19 protein-coding genes are annotated in these 20,779 nt (G+C 46.6%); 15 read left to right on the top strand and 4 right to left on the bottom strand.

Going from position 1 to position 20,779, the window contains the following annotated elements; genetic code table 11:
- Nucleotides 1-181 precede the first annotated feature (181 nt).
- From AMJAP_RS10605 to AMJAP_RS10565, 9 genes are all read left to right on the top strand, one after another.
- Nucleotides 182-1,006, top strand: coding sequence for an ABC transporter ATP-binding protein (locus tag AMJAP_RS10605; protein ID WP_019620596.1), 825 nt, complete (start codon nucleotides 182-184; stop codon nucleotides 1,004-1,006).
- Nucleotides 1,003-1,713, top strand: coding sequence for an ABC transporter ATP-binding protein (locus AMJAP_RS10600; protein ID WP_019620597.1), 711 nt, complete (start codon nucleotides 1,003-1,005; stop codon nucleotides 1,711-1,713). The genes AMJAP_RS10605 and AMJAP_RS10600 overlap by 4 nt, the downstream gene beginning before the upstream one ends.
- Before the next feature lie 83 nt (nucleotides 1,714-1,796).
- A complete protein-coding gene (locus tag AMJAP_RS10595; protein ID WP_019620598.1) occupies nucleotides 1,797-2,999 on the top strand; it encodes an ABC transporter substrate-binding protein in 1,203 nt (400 codons plus the stop codon).
- 112 nt (nucleotides 3,000-3,111) lie between these two features.
- Nucleotides 3,112-3,999, top strand: a complete 888-nt coding sequence (locus tag AMJAP_RS10590) for a branched-chain amino acid ABC transporter permease (RefSeq protein WP_026339984.1) — start codon at nucleotides 3,112-3,114, stop codon at nucleotides 3,997-3,999.
- 10 nt (nucleotides 4,000-4,009) lie between these two features.
- The gene (locus AMJAP_RS10585) at nucleotides 4,010-4,936 is read left to right on the top strand and encodes a branched-chain amino acid ABC transporter permease (RefSeq protein WP_019620600.1); all 927 of its coding nucleotides are present in this window, start codon (nucleotides 4,010-4,012) and stop codon (nucleotides 4,934-4,936) included.
- A gap of 117 nt (nucleotides 4,937-5,053) precedes the next feature.
- Nucleotides 5,054-6,235, top strand: coding sequence for a thiolase family protein (locus AMJAP_RS10580; protein WP_019620601.1), 1,182 nt, complete (start codon nucleotides 5,054-5,056; stop codon nucleotides 6,233-6,235).
- A gap of 262 nt (nucleotides 6,236-6,497) precedes the next feature.
- The gene (locus AMJAP_RS10575; protein ID WP_019620602.1) at nucleotides 6,498-8,033 is read left to right on the top strand and encodes a nucleotidyl transferase family protein; all 1,536 of its coding nucleotides are present in this window, start codon (nucleotides 6,498-6,500) and stop codon (nucleotides 8,031-8,033) included.
- Between the two features lie 143 nt (nucleotides 8,034-8,176).
- Nucleotides 8,177-8,527 carry a putative quinol monooxygenase gene (locus tag AMJAP_RS10570; RefSeq protein ID WP_019620603.1) on the top strand — a complete coding sequence of 117 codons (351 nt, stop codon included), beginning with the start codon at nucleotides 8,177-8,179 and terminating at the stop codon, nucleotides 8,525-8,527.
- 164 nt (nucleotides 8,528-8,691) lie between these two features.
- Nucleotides 8,692-8,958, top strand: coding sequence for a DksA/TraR family C4-type zinc finger protein (locus AMJAP_RS10565; RefSeq protein ID WP_019620604.1), 267 nt, complete (start codon nucleotides 8,692-8,694; stop codon nucleotides 8,956-8,958).
- Between the two features lie 55 nt (nucleotides 8,959-9,013).
- On the opposite strand, the gene AMJAP_RS10560 is transcribed toward AMJAP_RS10565, so the two are convergent.
- The gene (locus tag AMJAP_RS10560) at nucleotides 9,014-11,062 is read right to left on the bottom strand and encodes an NADH:flavin oxidoreductase (RefSeq protein ID WP_019620605.1); all 2,049 of its coding nucleotides are present in this window, start codon (nucleotides 11,060-11,062) and stop codon (nucleotides 9,014-9,016) included.
- A 251-nt stretch (nucleotides 11,063-11,313) separates the two neighbouring features.
- On the opposite strand from AMJAP_RS10560, the gene AMJAP_RS10555 reads away from it, so the two are divergent.
- Nucleotides 11,314-11,958, top strand: a complete 645-nt coding sequence (locus AMJAP_RS10555; protein WP_019620606.1) for a TetR/AcrR family transcriptional regulator — start codon at nucleotides 11,314-11,316, stop codon at nucleotides 11,956-11,958.
- A gap of 331 nt (nucleotides 11,959-12,289) precedes the next feature.
- Nucleotides 12,290-12,517, top strand: coding sequence for a DUF1059 domain-containing protein (locus tag AMJAP_RS10550; RefSeq protein ID WP_201356371.1), 228 nt, complete (start codon nucleotides 12,290-12,292; stop codon nucleotides 12,515-12,517).
- 147 nt (nucleotides 12,518-12,664) lie between these two features.
- On the opposite strand, the gene yjeH is transcribed toward AMJAP_RS10550, so the two are convergent.
- Nucleotides 12,665-13,939 (bottom strand): L-methionine/branched-chain amino acid transporter, encoded by a 1,275-nt coding sequence (gene yjeH / locus AMJAP_RS10545; RefSeq protein WP_019620609.1) that lies wholly within the window; start codon nucleotides 13,937-13,939, stop codon nucleotides 12,665-12,667.
- A gap of 131 nt (nucleotides 13,940-14,070) precedes the next feature.
- Here yjeH and AMJAP_RS10540 point away from each other — a divergent pair, with 131 nt between their 5' ends.
- Nucleotides 14,071-14,499, top strand: coding sequence for an Lrp/AsnC family transcriptional regulator (locus AMJAP_RS10540; protein ID WP_019620610.1), 429 nt, complete (start codon nucleotides 14,071-14,073; stop codon nucleotides 14,497-14,499).
- 12 nt (nucleotides 14,500-14,511) lie between these two features.
- Here the strand turns inward: AMJAP_RS10540 and AMJAP_RS10535 are convergent, their stop codons facing one another.
- Together AMJAP_RS10535 and AMJAP_RS10530 are read right to left on the bottom strand one after the other, a co-directional pair.
- Complete coding sequence (locus tag AMJAP_RS10535) at nucleotides 14,512-14,934, bottom strand: VOC family protein (RefSeq protein WP_019620611.1); 423 nt, start codon at nucleotides 14,932-14,934, stop codon at nucleotides 14,512-14,514.
- 64 nt (nucleotides 14,935-14,998) lie between these two features.
- Nucleotides 14,999-15,916 (bottom strand): AraC family transcriptional regulator, encoded by a 918-nt coding sequence (locus AMJAP_RS10530; RefSeq protein WP_040403900.1) that lies wholly within the window; start codon nucleotides 15,914-15,916, stop codon nucleotides 14,999-15,001.
- 249 nt (nucleotides 15,917-16,165) lie between these two features.
- Between AMJAP_RS10530 and AMJAP_RS10525 the strand changes: the two genes are divergently transcribed.
- The 3 genes from AMJAP_RS10525 to AMJAP_RS10515 all read left to right on the top strand — a co-directional run bounded on the left by AMJAP_RS10525 (nucleotide 16,166) and on the right by AMJAP_RS10515 (nucleotide 20,627).
- Nucleotides 16,166-17,908 (top strand): PHA/PHB synthase family protein, encoded by a 1,743-nt coding sequence (locus tag AMJAP_RS10525; protein WP_019620613.1) that lies wholly within the window; start codon nucleotides 16,166-16,168, stop codon nucleotides 17,906-17,908.
- Between the two features lie 71 nt (nucleotides 17,909-17,979).
- On the top strand, nucleotides 17,980-18,888 hold the full coding sequence (locus tag AMJAP_RS10520) for an alpha/beta fold hydrolase (protein ID WP_083935244.1): 909 nt from the start codon (nucleotides 17,980-17,982) through the stop codon (nucleotides 18,886-18,888).
- A gap of 245 nt (nucleotides 18,889-19,133) precedes the next feature.
- Complete coding sequence (locus AMJAP_RS10515) at nucleotides 19,134-20,627, top strand: CoA-acylating methylmalonate-semialdehyde dehydrogenase (protein ID WP_019620615.1); 1,494 nt, start codon at nucleotides 19,134-19,136, stop codon at nucleotides 20,625-20,627.
- Nucleotides 20,628-20,779: the final 152 nt, after the last annotated feature.

Raw genomic sequence — 20,779 nt, 5'->3', positions numbered from 1 at the left:
TAACTATATGTTTTTTAAGGATTATTTGTATATTTATGAAATATAAGGGTATTCCCTTAGACTAAAGTAGTACTTGTTAATCAGTAAGGGAAATTGCTAACTTGACGTCAAAGCTGATGTGGGCATTATTTTTTTGCCCATCTGAAAATAATAACAATTCATAAAGTGAGGCCGGTTCCGCATGAGTGCAGACTACGTTCTCGAGACCAGAAATCTGGTTAAGGAATTCAAGGGCTTTACCGCCGTTGACGATGTAAATCTCAAAGTTGAGCGAGGAACAATACACGCGCTTATCGGACCTAACGGTGCGGGTAAGACGACTGTATTTAACCTGCTAACAAAATTTCTAACACCTACTACCGGAACAATTCTGTTCAACGGTAAAGATATCACATCAATGAAATCTGCTGCTATCGCCCGTAAGGGAATAGTTCGCTCGTTTCAGATATCCGCCGTATTCCCGCACCTTACTCTGCTGGAAAATGTGCGTATTGCACTACAGCGTAATGAAGGTAACAGCTTCCATTTCTGGAAATCAGAAAAGGTGCTGGACAAACTTAATGATCGTGCGCTTGAACTTCTTGATGAAGTGGGTCTGAAAGATTATGCCAATGCGATCACTGTAGATCTTCCCTACGGAAGTAAGCGGGCATTGGAAATCGCGACTACCCTGGCTCTTGATCCTGAGATGTTGCTGCTGGATGAGCCAACGCAGGGCATGGGTCATGAGGATGTAAGCGTTGTTGCTGATCTTATCAAGAAAGTATCGGCAAACCGTACCATTCTAATGGTTGAGCATAACCTGCATGTTGTTGCACAACTCGCTGATAAAATTACTGTTTTACAGCGTGGCGCGATTCTTACTGAAGGCGATTATGCCACTGTATCCCAGGACCCACAGGTGCGCGAAGCATATATGGGGGTTGAGGCTGATGATGAGGTCGCTAACGCGATTGCTGCTGAAAGTGCTGCCGCCAGCGCTGCAGAGAAGGAGGCAGTGAAATGAGCAGTACCGGTGAAAAAATCCGCATCGTAGATCTTCATTCGTATTACGGAGAGTCACATATTCTGCATGGTATCGATATGACCATTATGCAGGGTGAACTGGTGACATTGCTGGGCCGTAACGGTTCCGGTCGATCCACTACACTGAAGTCGATTATGAATATGGTCGGCCGTCGATCTGGTGTTATCAATATCAACGGTACTGAGACCATTGATATGCCGGCGCATAAGATTGCGCATCTGGGTGTAGGTTACTGCCCGGAAGAGCGGGGTATCTTCTCTAGCTTGAATGTAGAAGAAAACCTGATGCTACCACCGAGCGTTCGTTCTGATGGTATGAGCGTCGAAGAAATTTATGAAATTTTCCCAAACCTTGCTGAACGTCGTTACAGCCAGGGTACCCGCCTTTCTGGTGGGGAGCAGCAGATGCTGGCGATGGCACGCATCCTGCGAACTGGTGCAAACATTCTGTTACTTGATGAAATAACAGAAGGTCTGGCGCCGGTAATCGTTCAAAAACTAGCTGAAGTTCTGGTGATGCTTAAAAAGCGTGGTCTGACTATCTTGCTGGTTGAGCAGAACTTCCGTTTTGCAGCGCCAATTGCTGATCGCCACTACGTTATGGAACATGGCCATATCGTAGAGCAGGTGGATAAGGATGAGCTGGAAGCTAAAACGGAAATGCTGAACACCTATTTGGGTGTGTAAAACCAGGAAGGAAACGACCTGATTTTGTACCCAATGCCCTTGAAATTCGATAACAATAAAAATGTATTAAGCAGGAGCAACACATGAAAATAATGAAAAAAACAGTACTGGCAGCAGCGATGAGTCTGGCAGCGGCAACTGGTGCACAGGCAGCCGGCGTATCAGATGATGTAGTTAAGATCGGTGTGTTGGCTGATATGGGCGGTGTATACGCTGATATCTGTGGTCCGGGTTGTGTAACTGCCGTTGAGATGGCTGTTGAAGATTTCGGTGGTACCGTACTGGGTAAGCCGATTGAAATCGTAAGCGCCGACGACCAGAACAAGCCAGATGTGGGTTCTGCTAAAGTACGTCAGTGGATTGAAGATGAGAAAGTAGACGCGGTAAACGGTCTGGTTGCATCTTCCGTTACAGGTGCAGTAACTAAAGTACTGACCGATGCTAAGAAGATAGCTCTGATCTCTACATCTGCAAGCCACGCTTTCACAACGAAGGCATGTTCACCTTATAACGTTCACTGGACGTATAACGTAGCAGCACTGGCAAACGGTACTGTTAAGCCTATGGTAGATGCGGGCAAGAAGAAGTGGTTCTTTATCACTGCTGACTACGCATTCGGTCACGCTCTGGAAGGTATTGCTTCTAAAGTAATCGAGACCAGCGGTGGTGAAGTCGTAGGTGCTGTTCGTGCACCTCTGGGCACAACTGATTTCTCTTCATATGTTCTACAGGCTCAGGCATCTGGTGCTGACGTTGTAGGTCTGGCAAATGCTGGTGCTGACTTCGTAAACGCCCTGAAAACGTCTGCTGAATTCGGTTTGACTGAGACTGCTGATGTAGCGGGTCTGCTGGTATTCACGCATAACGCTAAGGCGCTGGATCCTGCAATCGCTGCTGGCATGAAGGCAACGACTGGTTTCTATTGGGATATGGATGATCAGACTCGTGAATGGTCTGCTCGCTTTAAAGAGCGTCACGGTTCTATCCCTGCAATGGGTCAGGCCGGTGCTTACTCTATGACAATGCACTACCTGAACGCGATTAAAGCTGCGGGTACCGATGATGCTGATGCTGTAATGAAGCAGATGAAGCAGACTAAGCCTAATGACTTCTTCGCACGTAATGCATACCTGCGTAACGATGGCCGTATGGTTCACGATATGCTGCTGGTAAGCATTAAAGATGCTGCAAGCCGTAAGTCTGACGATGATATTTATAACATCGAAGCAACTATCCCAGGTGATGTGGCATTTAACCCAATGCTGCCTGCGTGTGACTTCAAGTAATCCTGCTTGACCTTCGGGGGGTGCCGTAAAGGGTAAACACCCCCCAGCTTTATCTGAAAGGAGCTGTGTGATCACAGCTTCACACAACTCCTTTGTTTCTCTAGGTGATTTTATGGCGACGATTTTTGGTATTAATCTGTTTGCGCTGTCGGGACAGTTGCTGGTGGGCCTGATTAATGGTTCATTTTATGCGCTTCTGAGTCTCGGTCTGGCGATTATTTTTGGTCTGTTAAAAATTATTAACTTCGCGCAAGGCGCGATGTATATGCTCGGCGCTTTCTTTGCCTGGATGGCTCTGAACTACATGGGTATCAACTACTGGGCTGCATTAATAGTGGTGCCTATTGCAATTGGTATCATTGCTATTCTGATCGAACGTTTTCTGGTGCGTCCGATCGCAAATGAAGATCACCTTTACAGCCTGCTGCTGACCTTCGGTATAGCGCTGGTTCTCCAAGGTATGTTTACTCATATTTACGGTTCTTCCGGTCTGCCATATCAGATCCCGGCTGAGCTGAAAGGCGGTACTAAACTGCCATTTATGTATCTGCCTAATTACCGTGCCTGGATCATCGTGAGCTCGTTGATCGTTTGTGGCAGTACCTGGTGGGTTATTGAAAAGACAAAGTTAGGTGCTTATTTGCGTGCCGGTACTGAGAATCCGCAGCTAATGCAGGGTTTTGGTATCAACGTCCCACTGATTACAACTTTGACCTTTGGTTTCGGTGTTGCGCTAGCTGGTTTCGCCGGTGTATTGGCAGCCCCTGTATATTCGGTTAGCCCTGAGATGGGGTCAAATATTCTGATTGTGGTGTTTGCGATTGTTGTTATCGGTGGTATGGGCTCCATTGGTGGCGCTATTCTTACCGGTTTGCTGATGGGTGTTGTTGAGGGATTGACTAAGTTTTTCTACCCCGAGGCTTCAACCACTGTAATCTTCCTGTTCATGGTGATCGTGCTGCTGATTAAGCCCGCCGGTCTGTTTGGTAAAGAAGCTTAGGAGTACAGCCATGAAAATTAATAAGCTTTATGTGTTTCTGATTGCCCTGGCGCTTGTGGCTCCAACCGTGGTTTATCCAGTATTTCTGATGAAGGTTCTGTGTTTCGCGCTGTTTGCCTGTGCATTTAACCTGCTGTTAGGCTTTGTTGGTCTTCTGTCGTTTGGACATGCGGTCTTCCTGGGTACCGGTGGTTATGTTACCGGCTATCTGATGATTGAAACTGGGATTAGTCCAGAACTGGGTGTGTTAGCAGGTACTGCAGCAGCTGCTGTTATCGGTGCGATATACGGTAAGTTAGCGGTTAAGCGTGAAGGTATCTACTTTGCGATGGTAACCCTGGCACTGGCTCAGCTGGCTTTCTTCTTCTATCTGCAGGCTCCGTTTACCGGTGGCGAGGATGGACTGCAAGGCGTACCACGTGGTGCACTATTCGGCTTGATCGACCTGTCTGATAACTCGGCTATGTATTACTTTGTTCTGGCAATCTTCCTGTTCGGATTCTGGTTGGTGCACCGTACCATTCACTCTCCATTCGGTCAGATTCTTAAAGCGATTCGTGAAAACGAGCCGCGCGCCGTTTCACTGGGTTACAACGTAAACGACTATAAGTGGGCTGCGTTTGTTATCTCCTCAGCATTGGCCGGTATGGCGGGTTCTACTAAGACACTTGTCTTCCAGCTGGCTTCTTTGACAGATGTGCATTGGCACATGTCCGGCGAAGTTGTTCTGATGACGCTGCTGGGTGGTATGGGAACTATCTTTGGGCCTGTTGTAGGTGCTGGTGTGGTGGTTACTATTCAGAACTACATGTCAGGTGGTGAGTTGGGTAACTACATCCATATCATTATGGGCGTAATCTTCATTGTCTGTGTACTGGCATTCCGTAGCGGTATTGTGGGTGAGTTCCAGAAGTTGATGAAGAAGAACTTTGGCTGAAGCTGAAAAGCTTCACCCTTAAAATCTACAAGGGACGTAATGCGTCCCTTTTTATTGTCTAAGATTTATCGGCGAGCCCGTTGAGCTTTCCGTCATCATTGTGTTGGAGAGAATGAGATGAGTCAGGATTCTGTAGTTATTGTAAGTGCGGCCCGTACTCCTATGGGTGGCATGATGGGCTGCTTTAGCGATGTTAGAGCCCCTGATTTGTGCGCTGCTGCGATAGAGGCTGCGGTAGAGCGTGCCGGTATCAGTGGTGCTGATGTTGACGAAGTGGTGATGGGTTGTGTACTGCCCGCGGGATTAGGCCAGGCTCCAGCACGTCAGGCTGCCCGTGCAGCTGGGATTACCGATGCAGCAGGTGCTACAACGGTTAATAAGATGTGTGGCTCGGGTATGAAAGCGGTGATGTTAGCTCACGATCAGATTGCTGCAGGGCAGGTTGATATTATGCTTGCCGGTGGTATGGAAAACATGAGTCAGTCGCCGTACTTATTACCCAAAGCCCGTGCCGGAATGCGTATGGGGCATCAGCAAGCGATTGATCATATGTTCTTCGATGGCCTGGAAGATGCCTATGAAGGTGGTCTGATGGGCAGTTTTGCCCAGAAGAGTGCAGATGATTACAGCATTACCCGTGAAGCGATGGATGATTTCGCGATCGGTTCGCTGGAAAAGGCTCTGAAAGCGATTGAAACTGGCGCTTTTAAAGATGAAATCACAGCGGTGACTATCAAGAGTCGTCGTGGTGATACTGTGGTCGATACCGATGAGCAGCCAGGCAATGCGCGTATCGATAAGATTCGTCAGCTTAAACCTGCATTCAAGAAGGATGGTACGGTTACCGCGGCTAATTCTAGCTCAATCTCCGATGGTGGTTCAGCGTTAGTGCTGATGCGCGAGTCAGAGGCGCAGAAGCGTGGATTGAAGCCTTTGGCGCGCATCGCCGCGCATTCTACCCATGCTCAGTTGCCTGCTGAGTTTACAATCGCACCTATCGGTGCGATTGATAAGGTGTTGGCTCGGGCAGGCTGGAACAAGGACGATGTTGATCTTTACGAGATCAACGAAGCTTTTGCCGTGGTATCAATTCTGGCGATCAATGAGATGGGGTTGGATGCCAGCAAGGTCAACGTCAATGGCGGTGCCTGTGCACTGGGTCATCCGATTGGCTCATCGGGCTCCCGCATTCTGGTCACGTTGCTGTATGCACTGAAAAATCAGGGTAAGAAGAAAGGTGTTGCTTCACTCTGTATCGGTGGGGGAGAAGCGACCGCTATAGCGGTTGAGATGATCTGATCTTGTGAGTTAAGATTGATTTGCACAAAAGGCTGATGCAGAGATGTATCGGCTTTTTTATTTGTTCAGTGTATTTCGTTGTGTTTAGCCGTTATTATCCATTGTTTTTAGAAGATTGTTGTTTCTGATTAAAAAAATAAGAAGAACAATTTAATGAAACTTTAGCGAAAATAAGGGATTAATTTCTCTTATTTTGAAACGATGTAGAGGTGGTTTTATATTGCTTCTACAATTAAAGATAATTTAAGGTTAGTTGGGCTTGATGAACGATCAAAGAGAACTAAATATTTCTTTGTTGAAAGTGGTTGCTGAATTCTTTTTAAAGAGAAATGTTAATTTTGTGATTGTTGCTGGACATGACCTTAATAATCTGGAAAGCCACACTGAAACTGAAAGCTGGCTTAAAAAAATAAGATTCAATCAGGATGGGGTCGGGGATAGAATTGCCTGGCTCAAAAGTGCGCCTAAGCATTTTGAGGCCTTATATTCTGATCTTCCTCAATACTCAAAAGAATATATCAATAATATATTTACGCCAGTACCAAACATCAACACAAGACGGGGAAGAGCAAATCTCGATCATAAATCACGCTACGTAAATGTTTCCAACGGCTACCGTCATACAGTAGGGCAGCCTGAAGTCTATGATAACTCAATATTCATCGTAGGAGGCTCAAGTACATATGGCTTTGGTTGCGAAGATAAGCATACGTTACCAAGCTTATTTCAGAAGTTAATTAATGAATCGAAATTCCTGCGCAATACTTACTCGGTTTTTAACCTGGGAGCCCGGGGTAATCCAAAATTTGTAGATATATACAAATTATTAAACCTTAATGTTTTACCTAATGATATTGTTGTGCTGCAAGGCGTTGATCTGGATATTGTTAAGAAGCTATCGTATTTAAGAACAGATATGTTTCACTTTGTATTCCCCAATTTTTCTGAACGAAACAATATGGAGGAGTTATTTTTTGATAACGGCCATGTTACCTATAAAGGTCATGCACTTGTAGCTAAGCAGTTATTTAAGAACTTATTTTTTTCTAGTAGTAATAATAAGCAATCAAAGCCTATTAGATTTCTGGCCGAGGAAGAAAGAGTTCGGGCTTTATGTTTATTAGATAAATTCACACATGAGTTTACCCTTTTACATAGTAATCTAGATTTCTATCCTGAGCTTCAGCACTACCTTGATGAATTAAAGTTACTAAGGGTGACAGCTGAAAGTGTTGGAGCAGTTGTTGTGAATAGTAACCCCTTTACATTGGGCCACAGGCATCTAATAGAATGTGCAGCTAGTAAAATGGATTATTTATTTGTTTTCGTGGTTGAGGAAGATTTATCTTATTTTAGCTTCAAGAATAGGCTGGCTATGGTGCAAGAAGGAACAAAGGATATTGCTAATGTTACAGTTGTACGTAGTGGTAAATATATTATGTCAACAACAACGTGTCCAAGCTATTTTTCTAGAGAGGAAAAGCAAACTGTAGAGTTAGATGCTTCTACTGATATGGATATCTTCGGTGAATATATTGCTCCGATATTAAATATTAGTGTTCGTTATGTTGGCGAAGAACCTTTGTGTAATATTACAAATCAGCATAATCAACAGATGCGTAATATATTGCCAACTTATGGTGTCAGAGTGGAGGTGATAAAAAGGATTCTCAGTAAAAATAACATAATAAGTGCTTCTTTAGTGCGTAACTATATACAAGGTTCTGCCGTTGATAGAATAGAAGATCTCGTTCCTCCAGTTACCCTTCGACATATAAACTCAATTGTAAACACATAGGGTTTGCTGAGCTTGTGATTCATCTTATCTTTCGATTCAAAGGAATAAGAACCATTGGTTAAAAGTTAATCTCTTCGCTGATTTCCAGTCTGTAGTATTTTCATCTACTATCACTCCACAAATCGAATATGAAAGGAAAACCTATGACCAGCCGTGTATATGTATTAGCTCAATTCAAGCCCAAGGAAGGTAAAGAGGCTGAGCTGTTTGAGGTGTTAAAAGCGCTTGAGCCTGATTCTTATCGGGAAGAGGGCTGTATTCAATATATGCTGACACGTCAAATTGATCACCCAAGTGCTTCACGAAATGAATACTCCATTGTTTTTAATGAAATTTGGAAAGATGCTGAAGCCTGGGCGGCACATGGTCGCAGAAAGCAGATTCAAGGTTTCTTTGAAACTCAGGTTGAGGCAGAAAAGGGCCTGGTTGAAGATGTTTTAGTGACCGCTTATTCCGATGAAAGCGTCGACTTTGATGCGCCTACCTTTGATTAAGTAGAACTCGCGAGCTATAAGTTAAAAGCCCGTGACTCAAAGAGCTGAAACTTGATTTTACAGATGGATGCTATAGTAACACTCATCAAAGTGGTGGAAGTCTCATAGACGGGAAGTTTGCTTTTGAGTTGGTCATCTTTGTTAACTTTATGGCGGGAAATGGTATGGCGGGTGGTTGGTCGCGTGATGGTGCTGTTCAGGATCAGATTGACGCGAGTGTTGAAGATGCTGTCGCGCTGGCCCGTAGCCATTTGAGCGAGGGTGAGAGTTTTACTCACTGTGAAGAGTGCGGTTGCGCTATTCCAGAAAAGCGTCGCACAGCGATTCCGGGCATCCATCTTTGTATTCAGTGTCAGGCAGAGTCAGAAAAGCATAAGGTTGGCACGAGTGGTATTAACCGCCGGGGCAGCAAGGATAGTCAGCTGAGATAACAAATACTCAGTTTCAATGCCAGGTTAAACCTTTTGGGATAACCTGACATTTTACTTATATATCTTTAACTAGCCGCAGCGCATCATAGATAGCCGCATGGGTGTTTCGTGCAGACACGGCATCGCCGATACGGAATAGCTGAAACTCTCCTTCACTGTTTCTATTCAGGGTCTGAGGTTTACCATTGATGAGATCGTTGTAGTTCACTTCGCCCTCGTTAAATGAGAGTGGGCGCAGTTCAAAATACAGATCGTCGAAGGGTAGTGTACCGTGATTGATTATTACCTGATCTACCTGGCGGGTCTGTGTAAAATCCCGGCTACCGTCATCATAGTCACTGCCGATTGTTGCCAATAGTTTTCCACCATCCTGTGTCACCGACTTTAAGCGGTAGGTAACGGTAAAAGTTACATCCTGTTTTTGCAGAGTACGCATATAGGGCACAAGATTCATCGCCATTACTTCAGGCGCAAAGCTTCTATCCGGCGTAATGATTTCTAGCTGGGCACCGCTGTTTGCGACAATTTCTGCAGCCTGTAGTGCGGCATGATCACCGGCATCATCGTATAGCAAAACATTGCTTCCGGGCTTTATGCTTCGGGAAAGGATGTCCCAGGTGGATACCACCAGATTGTTGCCACTATCCAGTACCTCGGTATCGGGTAGACCACCGGTTGCGATGATAACGACATCGGGTTTCTCGGCTTGTACGTTGTCAGCTTCAGCATATGTGTTGAAATGGAAAGTGACACCCAGCTGCTCGCACTGATTTATACGCCAGTCGATGATGCTGATCATTTCATGGCGGCGTGGGCTCTGAGCAGTTAGTCTGATCTGTCCACCCGCATCGGGTAGTGCTTCGAACACAACCACTTCATGGCCCCGTTCTGCTGCTACTCGCGCAGCTTCAAGTCCGCCCGGCCCGGCGCCGACAATAACGACCTTTTTGATTTGCTCTGCTTTTGGTATATCGTGGGGCATCGTCAGTTCACGGCCCGTTGCTGAGTTGTGTATGCAGTATGCAGCCCCACCCTGATAGATTCGATCGAGGCAGTAATTGGCGCCGACGCAAGGTCGAATATCATCCTCTTTACCGGCTATGATTTTGCGCACAATATGCGGGTCAGCCATATGGGCACGAGTCATACCTACCATATCAACTTTGCCACTTGCGATGGCGTAGCGTGCGGTTGCAACGTCAGGGATCTTAGCGCCGTGAAAAGTAGGGAAGTCTGTTTTTGCGCGGATTTCTCCGGCGAAATCCAGGTGAGGTGAGTTGCGCATTCCCTGAATTGGAATAAGGTCTGTCAGGCCTGCGTCGGTATCGATATGGCCGCGGACGATATTAAGGAAGTCCACCATGCCGCTCTCTTTTAAACGCTGAGAGATAGACATTCCGCCTGCTGGCGTCAGACCGCCTTCGAGCATCTCGTCACCGGTATAACGAAGCCCGACAATAAACTCATCGCCAACCCGCCTGCGGATCGACTTGAGCAGATCAAAGGTAAATAACAAACGGTTCTCAAGGTTGCCATTATAGGGCCCATCAAGGGTATTCGTCAGTGGGGACCAGAATTGATCCATGAGGTGACCGTAGGCTTGCAGTTCAATGCCATCTAAGCCCGCTGCCTGCATCCGTTCAGCCGCATCGGTATAGTCTTTGATAATTCGGTCTATATCCCAGTCTTCAATCTGTTTAGGGAAAGCGCGATGGGATGCTTCGCGCTTATGTGAGGGTGACACAGCGGGTAGCCATTCGCCTTTATCCCAGCGGGTACGACGCCCCAAGTGTGTCAGTTGTATCATCACAGCTGCGCCGTGCTCGTGGCATTCGTCCGTCAGCTCTTTCATCCAGGGCACAATTTCATCTTTGTACACCAGCAGGTTATCGAATACGGGAGGGCTGTCCAGCGAGACTGCCGCAGAACCGGCCGTCATTGTGAGTGCAACTCCGGCTTTTGCCCGTTCTACATGGTAGGCGCGGTAGCGTTCGGTAGGCATCCCATTCTCGGAGTATGCTGGCTCGTGAGCGGTAACCATAATACGGTTACGCAGTCGCAGATGCTTAAGTTGATAGGGTTGCAGTAATGGATCGCTGGACATTTTAGTCCTCCGTCATGGTGAGCTATAAACTCAGGATTTCTGTAATCTAGAAAAAATGTACATATATGTCAATTAAAAGTACATAAGTGTAAATCAACGCTAATGTATTGAAGATGTGGTCACAAAGCATGGGTTTACTTCGTCAGAACAGTTATGTACATTCCGTCGAGTCTTCGGAATCTTACCGGCAGACAGAGAACTGCAACGCACCATCAATGCTTAAAGCAGAGTAGTGGAGTGATCTGAGTACTATGAAAATCAATACCCGTGAGAGTATCAGTGAAGAATCGCCGGTCGATAGTGGTTGGCGTGGTTCGGCAGATGTGTGGTTGCAAGCTGCCTATGAGACACTTATTGATGCGGGTATCGACACTGTTCGTATTCAGCCCCTGGCAAAAAAACTAAAGCTCTCTCGTACCAGCTTCTATTGGTTTTTTAAGGACCGGAACGAACTACTCAGCACTTTACTGACCCAGTGGCGGGATAAAAATACCGGCAATATGGTGACTCAGACAGAGGCCTATGCAGAAAGTATTGCTGAGGCTATTCTTAATGTTTTTGATTGCTGGTTGAGTCAGGATCTGTTTGATTCACAATTTGAATTTGCGGTGCGCAGTTGGGCGTTGCAGGCATCTGATGTTGCTGAACAGGTTGGTCAGGCAGACGATGCACGACTGGAGTCGCTGCGACAGATGTTTATCCGCTTCGGGTATGAGCCGGCGAAGGCTGATGTTCGCGCTCGTACTATCTATCTTACTCAGATTGGCTACATCTCGATGAAGTCAGAGGAAGATACTCCCACCCGGCTGCGGCGAGTCTCCGATTACGTTGAAATCTTTACTGGCCAAGCGCCGACATCAGGAGAGCTGAAAAGATTTTTCTCTCGTCATCAGTAAGGCGGTCGGTGAAGTGAAAGAGAGAAAGTCTATATTCCATCTAAGTTCAGCAGGGGTGGCTTTTACTTGGGTATTTGTCATTTTCCGGTCGGTTCAGGCTTATGTTCACTTAACAGGCAATAAATGAAGTTTTTATGGCCCGGTGATCTTTTGCGTGTTTGTTCTATGGGTCAATCTATTAATTCAGCAGCGGTAAGAGTGTTGTTGTTATTAGAAACCGGTGGCGCCTGGATCGGTTAGCACACAAAGTGCATGCTATAGTGAATGGCGTTTCTTAGTCTTTTCCGGAAGGCATCACCCTTAACTTTAAAAAGGGCTACAGATGAAAACGATGAGCTGTATACAACTGGGTGGAGCTTGTGAGCTTGAGTTCAAAGCAAATACCTTTGAAGAGATTGCGCAATTGAGTAAGCAGCATGGCATGGAAATGTTTAAAGCTCAGGATGAAGCGCATCTTGCTGCGATGGAAAAGATGCAGGCTCTTATGCAAAACCCTGACGAAATGACTCAGTGGTTTGAGTCAAAGAGAGCAGAGTTTAATGCGCTGCCTACGGATTAAAACCTAACGTGTTTAAATCATATGTATTACTGATATTCATCAGTAATACATATGATTGCGAGAGTTTTAGGGTGAAAGCGCTGGCTGCTTCCATTCTACGTTGAGGCTTTTTGCTATTAATGTTCTTGGTAGCGGGTAGTTGTTTGATTATAAATCAGCACGTTCGTTCGCCAGTTCACTTCGCCTCCATACCTGCTGACCCATTAATGCCAGAGTAATTAACAGCCCCAGTATTAATGCATAAAACATCGCGGTGCCCAGGCTGTAGATAAATAACCCGCAGGCGATTAGTCCAGCCGTTATTGCCGGCCTGCAACGACGATCAAGTAACTTCCAGGCGGCCAGCATTGAAGCGGTATAAATGACGACAAATGAACCGTTTACCCAGTGGGCTATGACAGTGAAATCTATCTCTGCCAGATAACTCAGTACCAGCATTAATGCAGAAATTACAATGAAGGTCATGAGTGCAACTGATGGAATCCTGTGTTGGTTTAGCGTACGTAATGGCTCAGGCAAAATGCCATCGTTACTGAAGCTCCAGGCCAGGCGGGACAGGCTGGCAAAGTAGATATTGATTGTCGCAATCCCGCTGATAAAGCCTAAGCCTCCGATGATCCAGCGGCCACTATTACCCAGTTGCATCTCAAACAGGCCGACCATCGCCAGCGGGTGTTCGGGAGCCAGCATTGATAACCAGGTGCAACCAATATAGATCAGTCCTACCAGGGAGACTCCGATCAATGTTGCTGGGATGAAGTCTTTCTTAACATCCTTGAACTCGCCCGCCAGATGAGTGATCGCTTCAATCCCAAGAAAGCTCCAGACTGCCAGTGCTATCGCTTGCATCATGCTATCGTAATCGCCAATCTTTCTAGTGATGCTAAGTGCTTCAATGGGCTGGAATTCTGAGGATGGAATCAGTGACAAGATCAGCATCAGGGTGACAACGAAGAGAATCATTACTGTCAGCCCCATCTGTATTTTGCCAGACAGCTGCAAACCCCGACGGTTAACAAAAAACAGCAATAAGAAGATCAGCAGTTCACCGCATAACAACTGTTCTGCGGAAAGGGCGATGACCGGCTCTAGAAACTTAAAGGTCATAATGAGTGCTGCTGCCGCTCCAGGGGGGACTGCAAATAGAAATAACAAACCAATAACTCGGCCGGCAAGTGGGCCAAATGCCCGATCTGCAAAATATGCGGGGCCTGCTGTATGTGTGAAATGACGCCCCAATTCAGCAAAGACATAGGTCAAAGGGAGAATGCCCAATAATAGTAATGCCCAGGCCCAGATCGCTTTATCACCGGCAACAGCGATGGTGAGCTGAGGCAGAATAAAGACGCCAGTACCGAGTAGGGTGGTCGCAATGAGTCCTATTCCTTGCCAGCGGGTGATAGTTTGATTTAGCCTTGTCATCTTTTTGCCCAGATCGTTATAAAGAGAGTCAATAAAGTGTACGACTGATGCCAAAATCGTTATGTCGTGGTTTACTGTCGATCTGTAGGTTTTTTGTTATTTCTCCGACGTTTTGCATACTCAGGTTACTTATGGACAGTTTTGATCAGAAAATAATCGCAGCACTTCGGGACAATGCCCGCCAGAGTGTGTCTGCTATCGCAGAGCAGGTAAGTCTGTCACGCCCTGCTGTTTCAGAGCGGATAAAGCGGTTGGAAGAGCAGGGTGAGATTGTTGGGTATCAGGTACTGACAGCAAAAAAGATGGAAACCGGAGGGCTGCTCAAAGCTTACTTTGAGATTAAACAGGGGGGCTTCAAGTGTCGTCCGCTGGTTCAATTGCTGCTTCAGTATCCGGAAGTTAAGCATTGCCATGGCATCAGTGGGGAGGTGGATCTGCTGGTGTATCTGGAGTTTGCTGAGATGCAGCGATTGCATGATATTCTTGCTGAGATTGATGAAGAGCTACCTAAAGATGCCAAGGTTGTGACACATATGGTGATGCAGGAGTGGGAGCGATAAACTGCCTGTTTCCTATATTGAGAGAGATGTTTTTTTGCTTTTCAGTTCAACAGTATTTCCCTCAGGATCCCGGATATAAACCGACATACCAAAGCCTTCACTGCCATAACGCTCAGAGAAATCATCGACAGAAATTTTATGTTGTTTCAGGAATTCGCTGATCTTTTGGTCAGTTATGGGTTCAAGTAACAAGCAAAAGTGATCCACGTTGTTCTCCGTTTCAGTAGGTGCGCCACCTCCTTTACGCCCCAGTTCACTTTCTACCGTGACTATATCGATCAGAGCATTGCCTGCACGTAACTGAACCAGTCCTGTTTCTGTCGGTAAGCTCCGTTCTACTTTGCAACCCAATACCTCGCAGTAAAAATACAGCATCTCACTCAACTGAGTGGTTCGCAAAACGATATGATCTATTCCGGCGATTTTGAGAGTCATAGTGGAACCCCGATAAAAGCAGCTGTTGATGTAAGCTTAGTTGCTAGTGGTTCAGGCAGCAGGCTTAAGCCGAGTCATTTTTAAAACTTTTATAGGACCAGGCACCTACCTGTAGCTTGCGATACTGGGTGGGGGAGATACCCATTACCTTTTTAAAAATTCTCGAAAAGTAATAAGCATCTTCATAGCCCACCATAAAAGCCACTTCGGCGATGGTGCGTGTACTGATATCCAATAGATGGCATGCTCGTTCTATCTTCAGCTGAATAAAGTGATTAACCGGTGTGGTGCCGGTGACATCTTTATATTTTTTGATAAAGTGAAATTTTGATAGATTGACGCTGGCGGCCATCGTGTCAATATCGAGCTGTTCGTGAATCCTGGCCTGCATCAGGCTGTGGATTTTTTCCAGATTAAAGCTGTCGGCGTCCTGGCTTCTCACTAAAGGCTGCAGCAAAGCGATATGTGTCAGGATCTGACGCAGTTGATTTGCGGCGTTAATAAAAGCATTCAGGTGATAGCTGCTACGCCGGGCTTCGAGTAGGGCATCAAATTCGCTTACCAGGCTACTGTGCAGCCCTAAATGGAGCACTGGTTTTTGTTTTGGTAGCTGAAGGTGGTCAACGAACTCATCCGATAAGTCTCCTTCGAAGTGGCACCAGTAGATGGTCCAGGGAAAGTTAGGGCTTGAAGCATACTGATGTGCAAGCCCCCGGGGTAATACTGCAAGGTCACCGCTATTCATCGCAAAATTTTTCTGGTTTATGCGGATTTTTCCTTTGCCTTCAAGACAATAAATCACCAGATGATCGTCGTGCTCAAGGCGCTCCATCCGGTGGCCTTCCGCTTCTTTGTAGTAGCCGGCGCCGAGTGGGTACAGATCCTTTGAAAGCTTGTTCTGAGCAAGCTTTCGGATGATTTTGTGAGGCATGATAAAGCGAATGCTTTGCGGTGGTAATGGCCAGTTTGATGGAGTGCTCATTCGCAGGGCTCGACTAAGGTATTAGGTCTTTATTAGGGTATTCATGTATTCAATGGCAATATAGTCCATTATTATAGCAACATTATCAATCATACCCCGCGACAAGCTGTGCTTTAATCGATTGTTCCAGCACTTTTCAGAGCTACTGGTAGCTGCGTGTTTGGAATCACCGTGTGTGCGGTGTTGCGGAAAGTTCACGTTATTGACCTTAAGGTCGGTAATCATTGCGTTGTATTTGGAGAAGTAACTATGGCGAATCAAGATAATAAATCACCCGAAAGTCAGTTGCTGAGTTTCTTCTCCGGTAACACCCTGCTAGGTTCTAGTCTGGGACAGAAAGAGATGGATGACCTGCTGAAAGTGTTGCCTTCTCTGGCAACGCCAACGGCTAATACGGTTCAGGCATGGAGCGAAACCATGATGAATTACCAGCGTGATACATTGAAACTGTGGATGAATCCCTGGACAAGTATGGCGGGTCAGGCAAGTTCATCAGTGATCGAGCCACAGGCAGGTGATCGTCGTTTCAACGATGATGAGTGGAAAAATAATCCTGTTTGTAACTTCCTGATGCAGTCATATTTATTGGCATCACGTGCAATGTGTGAATCAGCAGATGCGGCAGAGCTGGATGCACATGACAAACGTGTGCTGAGCTTTTATTCCCGGTATGCGGCTGACGCACTTGCACCGACTAATTTTGTGCACACCAATCCTCAGGTTATTCGTGAGGCAGTTGAGACCCAGGGTCAGAGCCTGGTAGATGGTTTCAAGAACCTGACTGAAGATCTGCAATCCGGTGCCATTACGACATCTGATCCAGAGGGCTTTACGCTGGGTGAGAATATTGCTGGCACACCGGGTAACGTAGTGTTCCGCAATGAACTGATTGAATTGATTCAGTATAAGCCACTGGTTGAAAAGGTTTATCAGCGTCCGCTGGTGATCGTGCCGCCATGTGTCAATAAATTCTACATCTTTGATCTGAATGAGCGTAAGTCATTTGTTAAGCATGCGCTGGAACAGGGTCAGAATGTTTTCATTATCTCATGGCGTAATGCAACATCGGATATGCGCGATGTATCCTGGGATGATTATATTCAAAAAGGGATCTGGACTGCATTTGATGTGGCCAGGGATGTTAGCGGTATTAAGAAGGTCAATGTACTGTCCTGGTGCATCGGCGGTACTATGTTGGTTACTGCGCTGGCTGCGATGTCTGCGGCTGAACGTCGGAATATTGCTTCTGCGACCTTCCTTACCACAATGATCGACTTTTCTGATCCGGGCGAAGTTGAAGTCTTTATCGATAAAAAGCAAGTGAATAGTCTGATGGGGCCTATGGATACGTCCAGCGTTCTGCCGGGTAATGATCTTGGGCGAGCCATGGCTATGCTGCATGCGAATGAGTCTATCTGGCACTTTGTAATCAACAATTACATGCTCGGTAAGACGCCTCCTCCGTTTGATGTGCTTCACTGGAATGCTGATACCTCCAACCTGCCGAAAGAGATGTATAACTTCTTCGTTAGCAATATGTACGACCAGAACCGACTGAAAGACGTGGGCGGCGTCACTGTATGTGGTAAGGCTTTGAACGTTGCAGATATTGATGTGCCTTGTTATTTCGTTTCGGCTACCGAAGATCACATCGTGCCATGGCGTACCACCTTCCTGGCGAAGGATCTGATTGGTGACAATGTTGAATTCATCCTGACCGAAGGCGGTCATGTGTCGGGCACTGCGATCAATCATCCCGTTAAATGTCGTCGTTCTTTCTGGCAGGGTGGTGAAGCAGGCCTGAGTGGTGACGACTGGCAGACTTCGGCTGAGAAGCACGCTGGTAGCTGGTGGAACCACTGGCATGCATGGTTGGCAGAGAAGGGCGGTAAGCAGGTTTCTGCGCCTGAAAAATTGGGGAGTGACACTTATCCGGCTAAGGAAGCAGCTCCTGGTGTTTATGTTCAAGAAATGGTTAACCAGAACGGCTGATAGCGCTGAGAGGCTGTATTTATTGGAATGCAGCCTTTTAGTAGCAATGGATTATTCAAGGTGTGGTGTAAATGATGTCGGGTGCAGCTAAGAAAGAGACTCTGGTGGCAAATGTTCAGCCAGAACCTGCCTCGCATACGGTGTTGGGCTATGGCCCCGACGGTTATCATAAGATTGCCTATACCCAGTGGGGTGAGCCTGATCCTGAGCGGACTGTTATCTGTGTTCATGGGCTGACGCGCAATGCACGTGACTTTGATAAGTTGGCGGGGAAATTGTCGGCAAACCACCATGTACTCTGTCCCGATGTTGTGGGACGAGGTGATAGTGATTGGCTGAAAGACCATAGTCATTATACATTGGATCAGTTTGCGTCGGATCACCGGCAGGTTATCGCCCGTTCCGGTGCGAATGCAGTGGATTGGATTGGTACTTCGATGGGAGGGCTGATCGGAATTGTATTAGCGTCTGAAAAAAAGTCTCCACTAAGAAGGCTGGTGATCAACGATATCGGTCCCTTTATTCCTGTTCCTGCCATCAGGCGTATCAAAGATTACCTCTGTGTTGATCCGGCGTTTGATTCACTTGATGAAGCAGAAGAGTATTTTCGTAAAATATATGTTCAGACGCTGCCAATGGAGGATAAGGATTGGCAGCATTACACCCGCCACGGTGTGCGTCTGGATGAGCAGGGTAAGTATCGTTTACATAGTGACCCAAAGATCGGCGAGACGATCAAACGGTATTGGGCCTTTATGCATATAAATCTCTGGTCCCGCTGGGACCGTATTGAGTGTCCGGTACTGGTGATTCGGGGTGAGGAATCAGACTTTCTGACAGAGTCTACTGCCCAGCGGATGGCAACAACCGGCCCTAAGGCTGAGGTGATCACTATCCCGAATATCGGGCATCACCCTTCGTTACAATCCGAAGAGCAGATGGCAATGATCACAGATTGGTTGGATAGAAACGCAATATGAGCCTGTTATCGTCTGATTAAGTGAGTATTTGATATAAAGTTTTCGTAACTAAGAGTACGGAAACCGGCAGAAGATAAGGATTTATAAGGATTTTTGGACTAGAACGCGATATGCAGCAAGATAGTCCAGTAATTAAGCAATTTAATCAATCTGGCAAAACAGGTTGCTGTGCTTAAATAATGACTGAGAATTAACTTAAACGCTGTGTGGCCAGGTCGCATACACAGCCTAGCAAGGTGAAAAAAATGACCCAGCAAGTCCCTCTACTGATTAACGGCGAAATGATTCAGAGCCAGAGTGAGCAATGGCTTCCGGTGACGAACCCAGCAACTCAAGAAGTTATTGCCCAGGTGCCTTGTGCAACTGATGCAGAAGTTGAGCAGGCGGTTGAAGCAGCTAAAGTTGCATTTGAAACCTGGAAAGAGACACCAGTGGGTGAGCGGGCTCGTTTGATGCTGCGTTACCAGCATCTGCTAAAAGAAAATCACGATGAGATTGCGACCCTGCTGGCGCAGGAAACCGGTAAGACTTTTGAAGATGCTAAAGGCGACGTATGGCGCGGTATCGAAGTCGTTGAGCATGCTTGTAACATCGCTTCCCTAAGCATGGGTGAGACCGTTGAAAACGTAGCCCGTAAGATTGACTGCTATAGCATTACACAGCCACTGGGCGTGTGTGTGGGTATTACTCCCTTTAACTTCCCTGCAATGATTCCTCTATGGATGTTCCCTATGGCAATCGCCTGCGGTAACACTTTTGTACTGAAGCCTTCTGAACAAGATCCGCTGACGCCGATGCGTCTGGCTGAGCTATTCCAGGAAGCAGGTGCTCCGGCGGGTCTGTTGCAGGTAGTACACGGCACTAAAGATGCGGTAAACCAGCTGTTAACGCACAAAGATACCCCCGCAATTTCTTTTGTCGGCTCCGTTGCTGTAGGTGAGCATATCTACCGTACCGGCACTGATAAGATGAAGCGTGTTCAGGCTTTTGCTGGTGCAAAAAACCACATGGTTATCATGCCGGATGCAGCGAAAAATCAGGTTGTTAACAGCATTGCCGGAGCGTCTGTCGGTGCGGCAGGTCAGCGTTGTATGGCGATCTCTGTTGCGGTCTTTGTTGGTAAGTCGCGAGAGTGGATTCCAGAAGTACGTGATGCACTGGCTAAAGTTCGCCCGGGTGCATGGAATGATCCGGAAGCGGGTTACGGTCCACAAATTAACCCACAAGCAAAAGAGAAGGTTCTGGGCTTCATTCAGCAAGGTAAAGATGCGGGTGCTGATTGTATTCTGGATGGTTCCGATGTTGTGGTTGAAGGTTACCCAGACGGTAACTGGGTAGGCCCAACCATGTTCCGCGGTGTAACCACCGACATGTCGATCTACCAGCAAGAGATCTTTGGACCTGTGTTGATCGCCCTTGAAGTTGAAACACTTGAAGAAGCAATCGAACTGATTAACAACAACCCATACGGTAACGGTACTTCAATGTTTACCTCATCGGGTGCAGCTGCGCGTAAGTATCAGCACGAGATCAAAGTGGGTCAGGTGGGTATTAACGTACCGGTACCTGTGCCTCTGCCTATGTTCTCCTTCACGGGTTGGAGAAAATCGTTCTACGGTGATCAGCATGCTTACGGTAAGCAGGCAGTACGTTTCTACACTGAGACTAAGACTGTGACCGCTCGCTGGTTCGAGGATGATATTGATACAGGTGTAAATACCTCTATCAATCTTAAATAAAGCGACTGCGTTTAGGTTATCTGCCGGTTTGGGCTGCTCATTGACTCTTGTTAATGGTGCTGCCCAGCCGGCAGATGGCGTGATATCCCTAAGCGGTTAGTGCTTTATGATCTGCTTGAAAGAGAAGATCATTATTTTGATGAATAACTAAT

The sequence above is a fragment of the Amphritea japonica ATCC BAA-1530 genome (assembly GCF_016592435.1).
GTDB lineage: Bacteria > Pseudomonadota > Gammaproteobacteria > Pseudomonadales > Balneatricaceae > Amphritea > Amphritea japonica.
This window is presented reverse-complemented; position numbering and strand designations above follow the sequence as displayed.

Bases quoted from the DNA above. Each gene is read 5' to 3' on its own strand.
- AMJAP_RS10575 (WP_019620602.1), top strand. From the start codon at position 6,498: ATGAACGATCAAAGAGAACTAAATATTTCTTTGTTGAAAGTGGTTGCT.
- AMJAP_RS10580 (WP_019620601.1), top strand. From the start codon at position 5,054: ATGAGTCAGGATTCTGTAGTTATTGTAAGTGCGGCCCGTACTCCTATG.
- AMJAP_RS10605 (WP_019620596.1), top strand. From the start codon at position 182: ATGAGTGCAGACTACGTTCTCGAGACCAGAAATCTGGTTAAGGAATTC.
- AMJAP_RS10515 (WP_019620615.1), top strand. From the start codon at position 19,134: ATGACCCAGCAAGTCCCTCTACTGATTAACGGCGAAATGATTCAGAGC.
- AMJAP_RS10600 (WP_019620597.1), top strand. From the start codon at position 1,003: ATGAGCAGTACCGGTGAAAAAATCCGCATCGTAGATCTTCATTCGTAT.
- AMJAP_RS10520 (WP_083935244.1), top strand. From the start codon at position 17,980: ATGATGTCGGGTGCAGCTAAGAAAGAGACTCTGGTGGCAAATGTTCAG.
- AMJAP_RS10595 (WP_019620598.1), top strand. From the start codon at position 1,797: ATGAAAATAATGAAAAAAACAGTACTGGCAGCAGCGATGAGTCTGGCA.
- AMJAP_RS10560 (WP_019620605.1), bottom strand. From the start codon at position 11,062: ATGTCCAGCGATCCATTACTGCAACCCTATCAACTTAAGCATCTGCGA.
- AMJAP_RS10585 (WP_019620600.1), top strand. From the start codon at position 4,010: ATGAAAATTAATAAGCTTTATGTGTTTCTGATTGCCCTGGCGCTTGTG.
- AMJAP_RS10530 (WP_040403900.1), bottom strand. From the start codon at position 15,916: ATGAGCACTCCATCAAACTGGCCATTACCACCGCAAAGCATTCGCTTT.
- AMJAP_RS10565 (WP_019620604.1), top strand. From the start codon at position 8,692: ATGGCGGGTGGTTGGTCGCGTGATGGTGCTGTTCAGGATCAGATTGAC.
- AMJAP_RS10550 (WP_201356371.1), top strand. From the start codon at position 12,290: ATGAGCTGTATACAACTGGGTGGAGCTTGTGAGCTTGAGTTCAAAGCA.
- AMJAP_RS10535 (WP_019620611.1), bottom strand. From the start codon at position 14,934: ATGACTCTCAAAATCGCCGGAATAGATCATATCGTTTTGCGAACCACT.
- AMJAP_RS10555 (WP_019620606.1), top strand. From the start codon at position 11,314: ATGAAAATCAATACCCGTGAGAGTATCAGTGAAGAATCGCCGGTCGAT.
- AMJAP_RS10525 (WP_019620613.1), top strand. From the start codon at position 16,166: ATGGCGAATCAAGATAATAAATCACCCGAAAGTCAGTTGCTGAGTTTC.
- yjeH (WP_019620609.1), bottom strand. From the start codon at position 13,939: ATGACAAGGCTAAATCAAACTATCACCCGCTGGCAAGGAATAGGACTC.
- AMJAP_RS10590 (WP_026339984.1), top strand. From the start codon at position 3,112: ATGGCGACGATTTTTGGTATTAATCTGTTTGCGCTGTCGGGACAGTTG.
- AMJAP_RS10540 (WP_019620610.1), top strand. From the start codon at position 14,071: ATGGACAGTTTTGATCAGAAAATAATCGCAGCACTTCGGGACAATGCC.
- AMJAP_RS10570 (WP_019620603.1), top strand. From the start codon at position 8,177: ATGACCAGCCGTGTATATGTATTAGCTCAATTCAAGCCCAAGGAAGGT.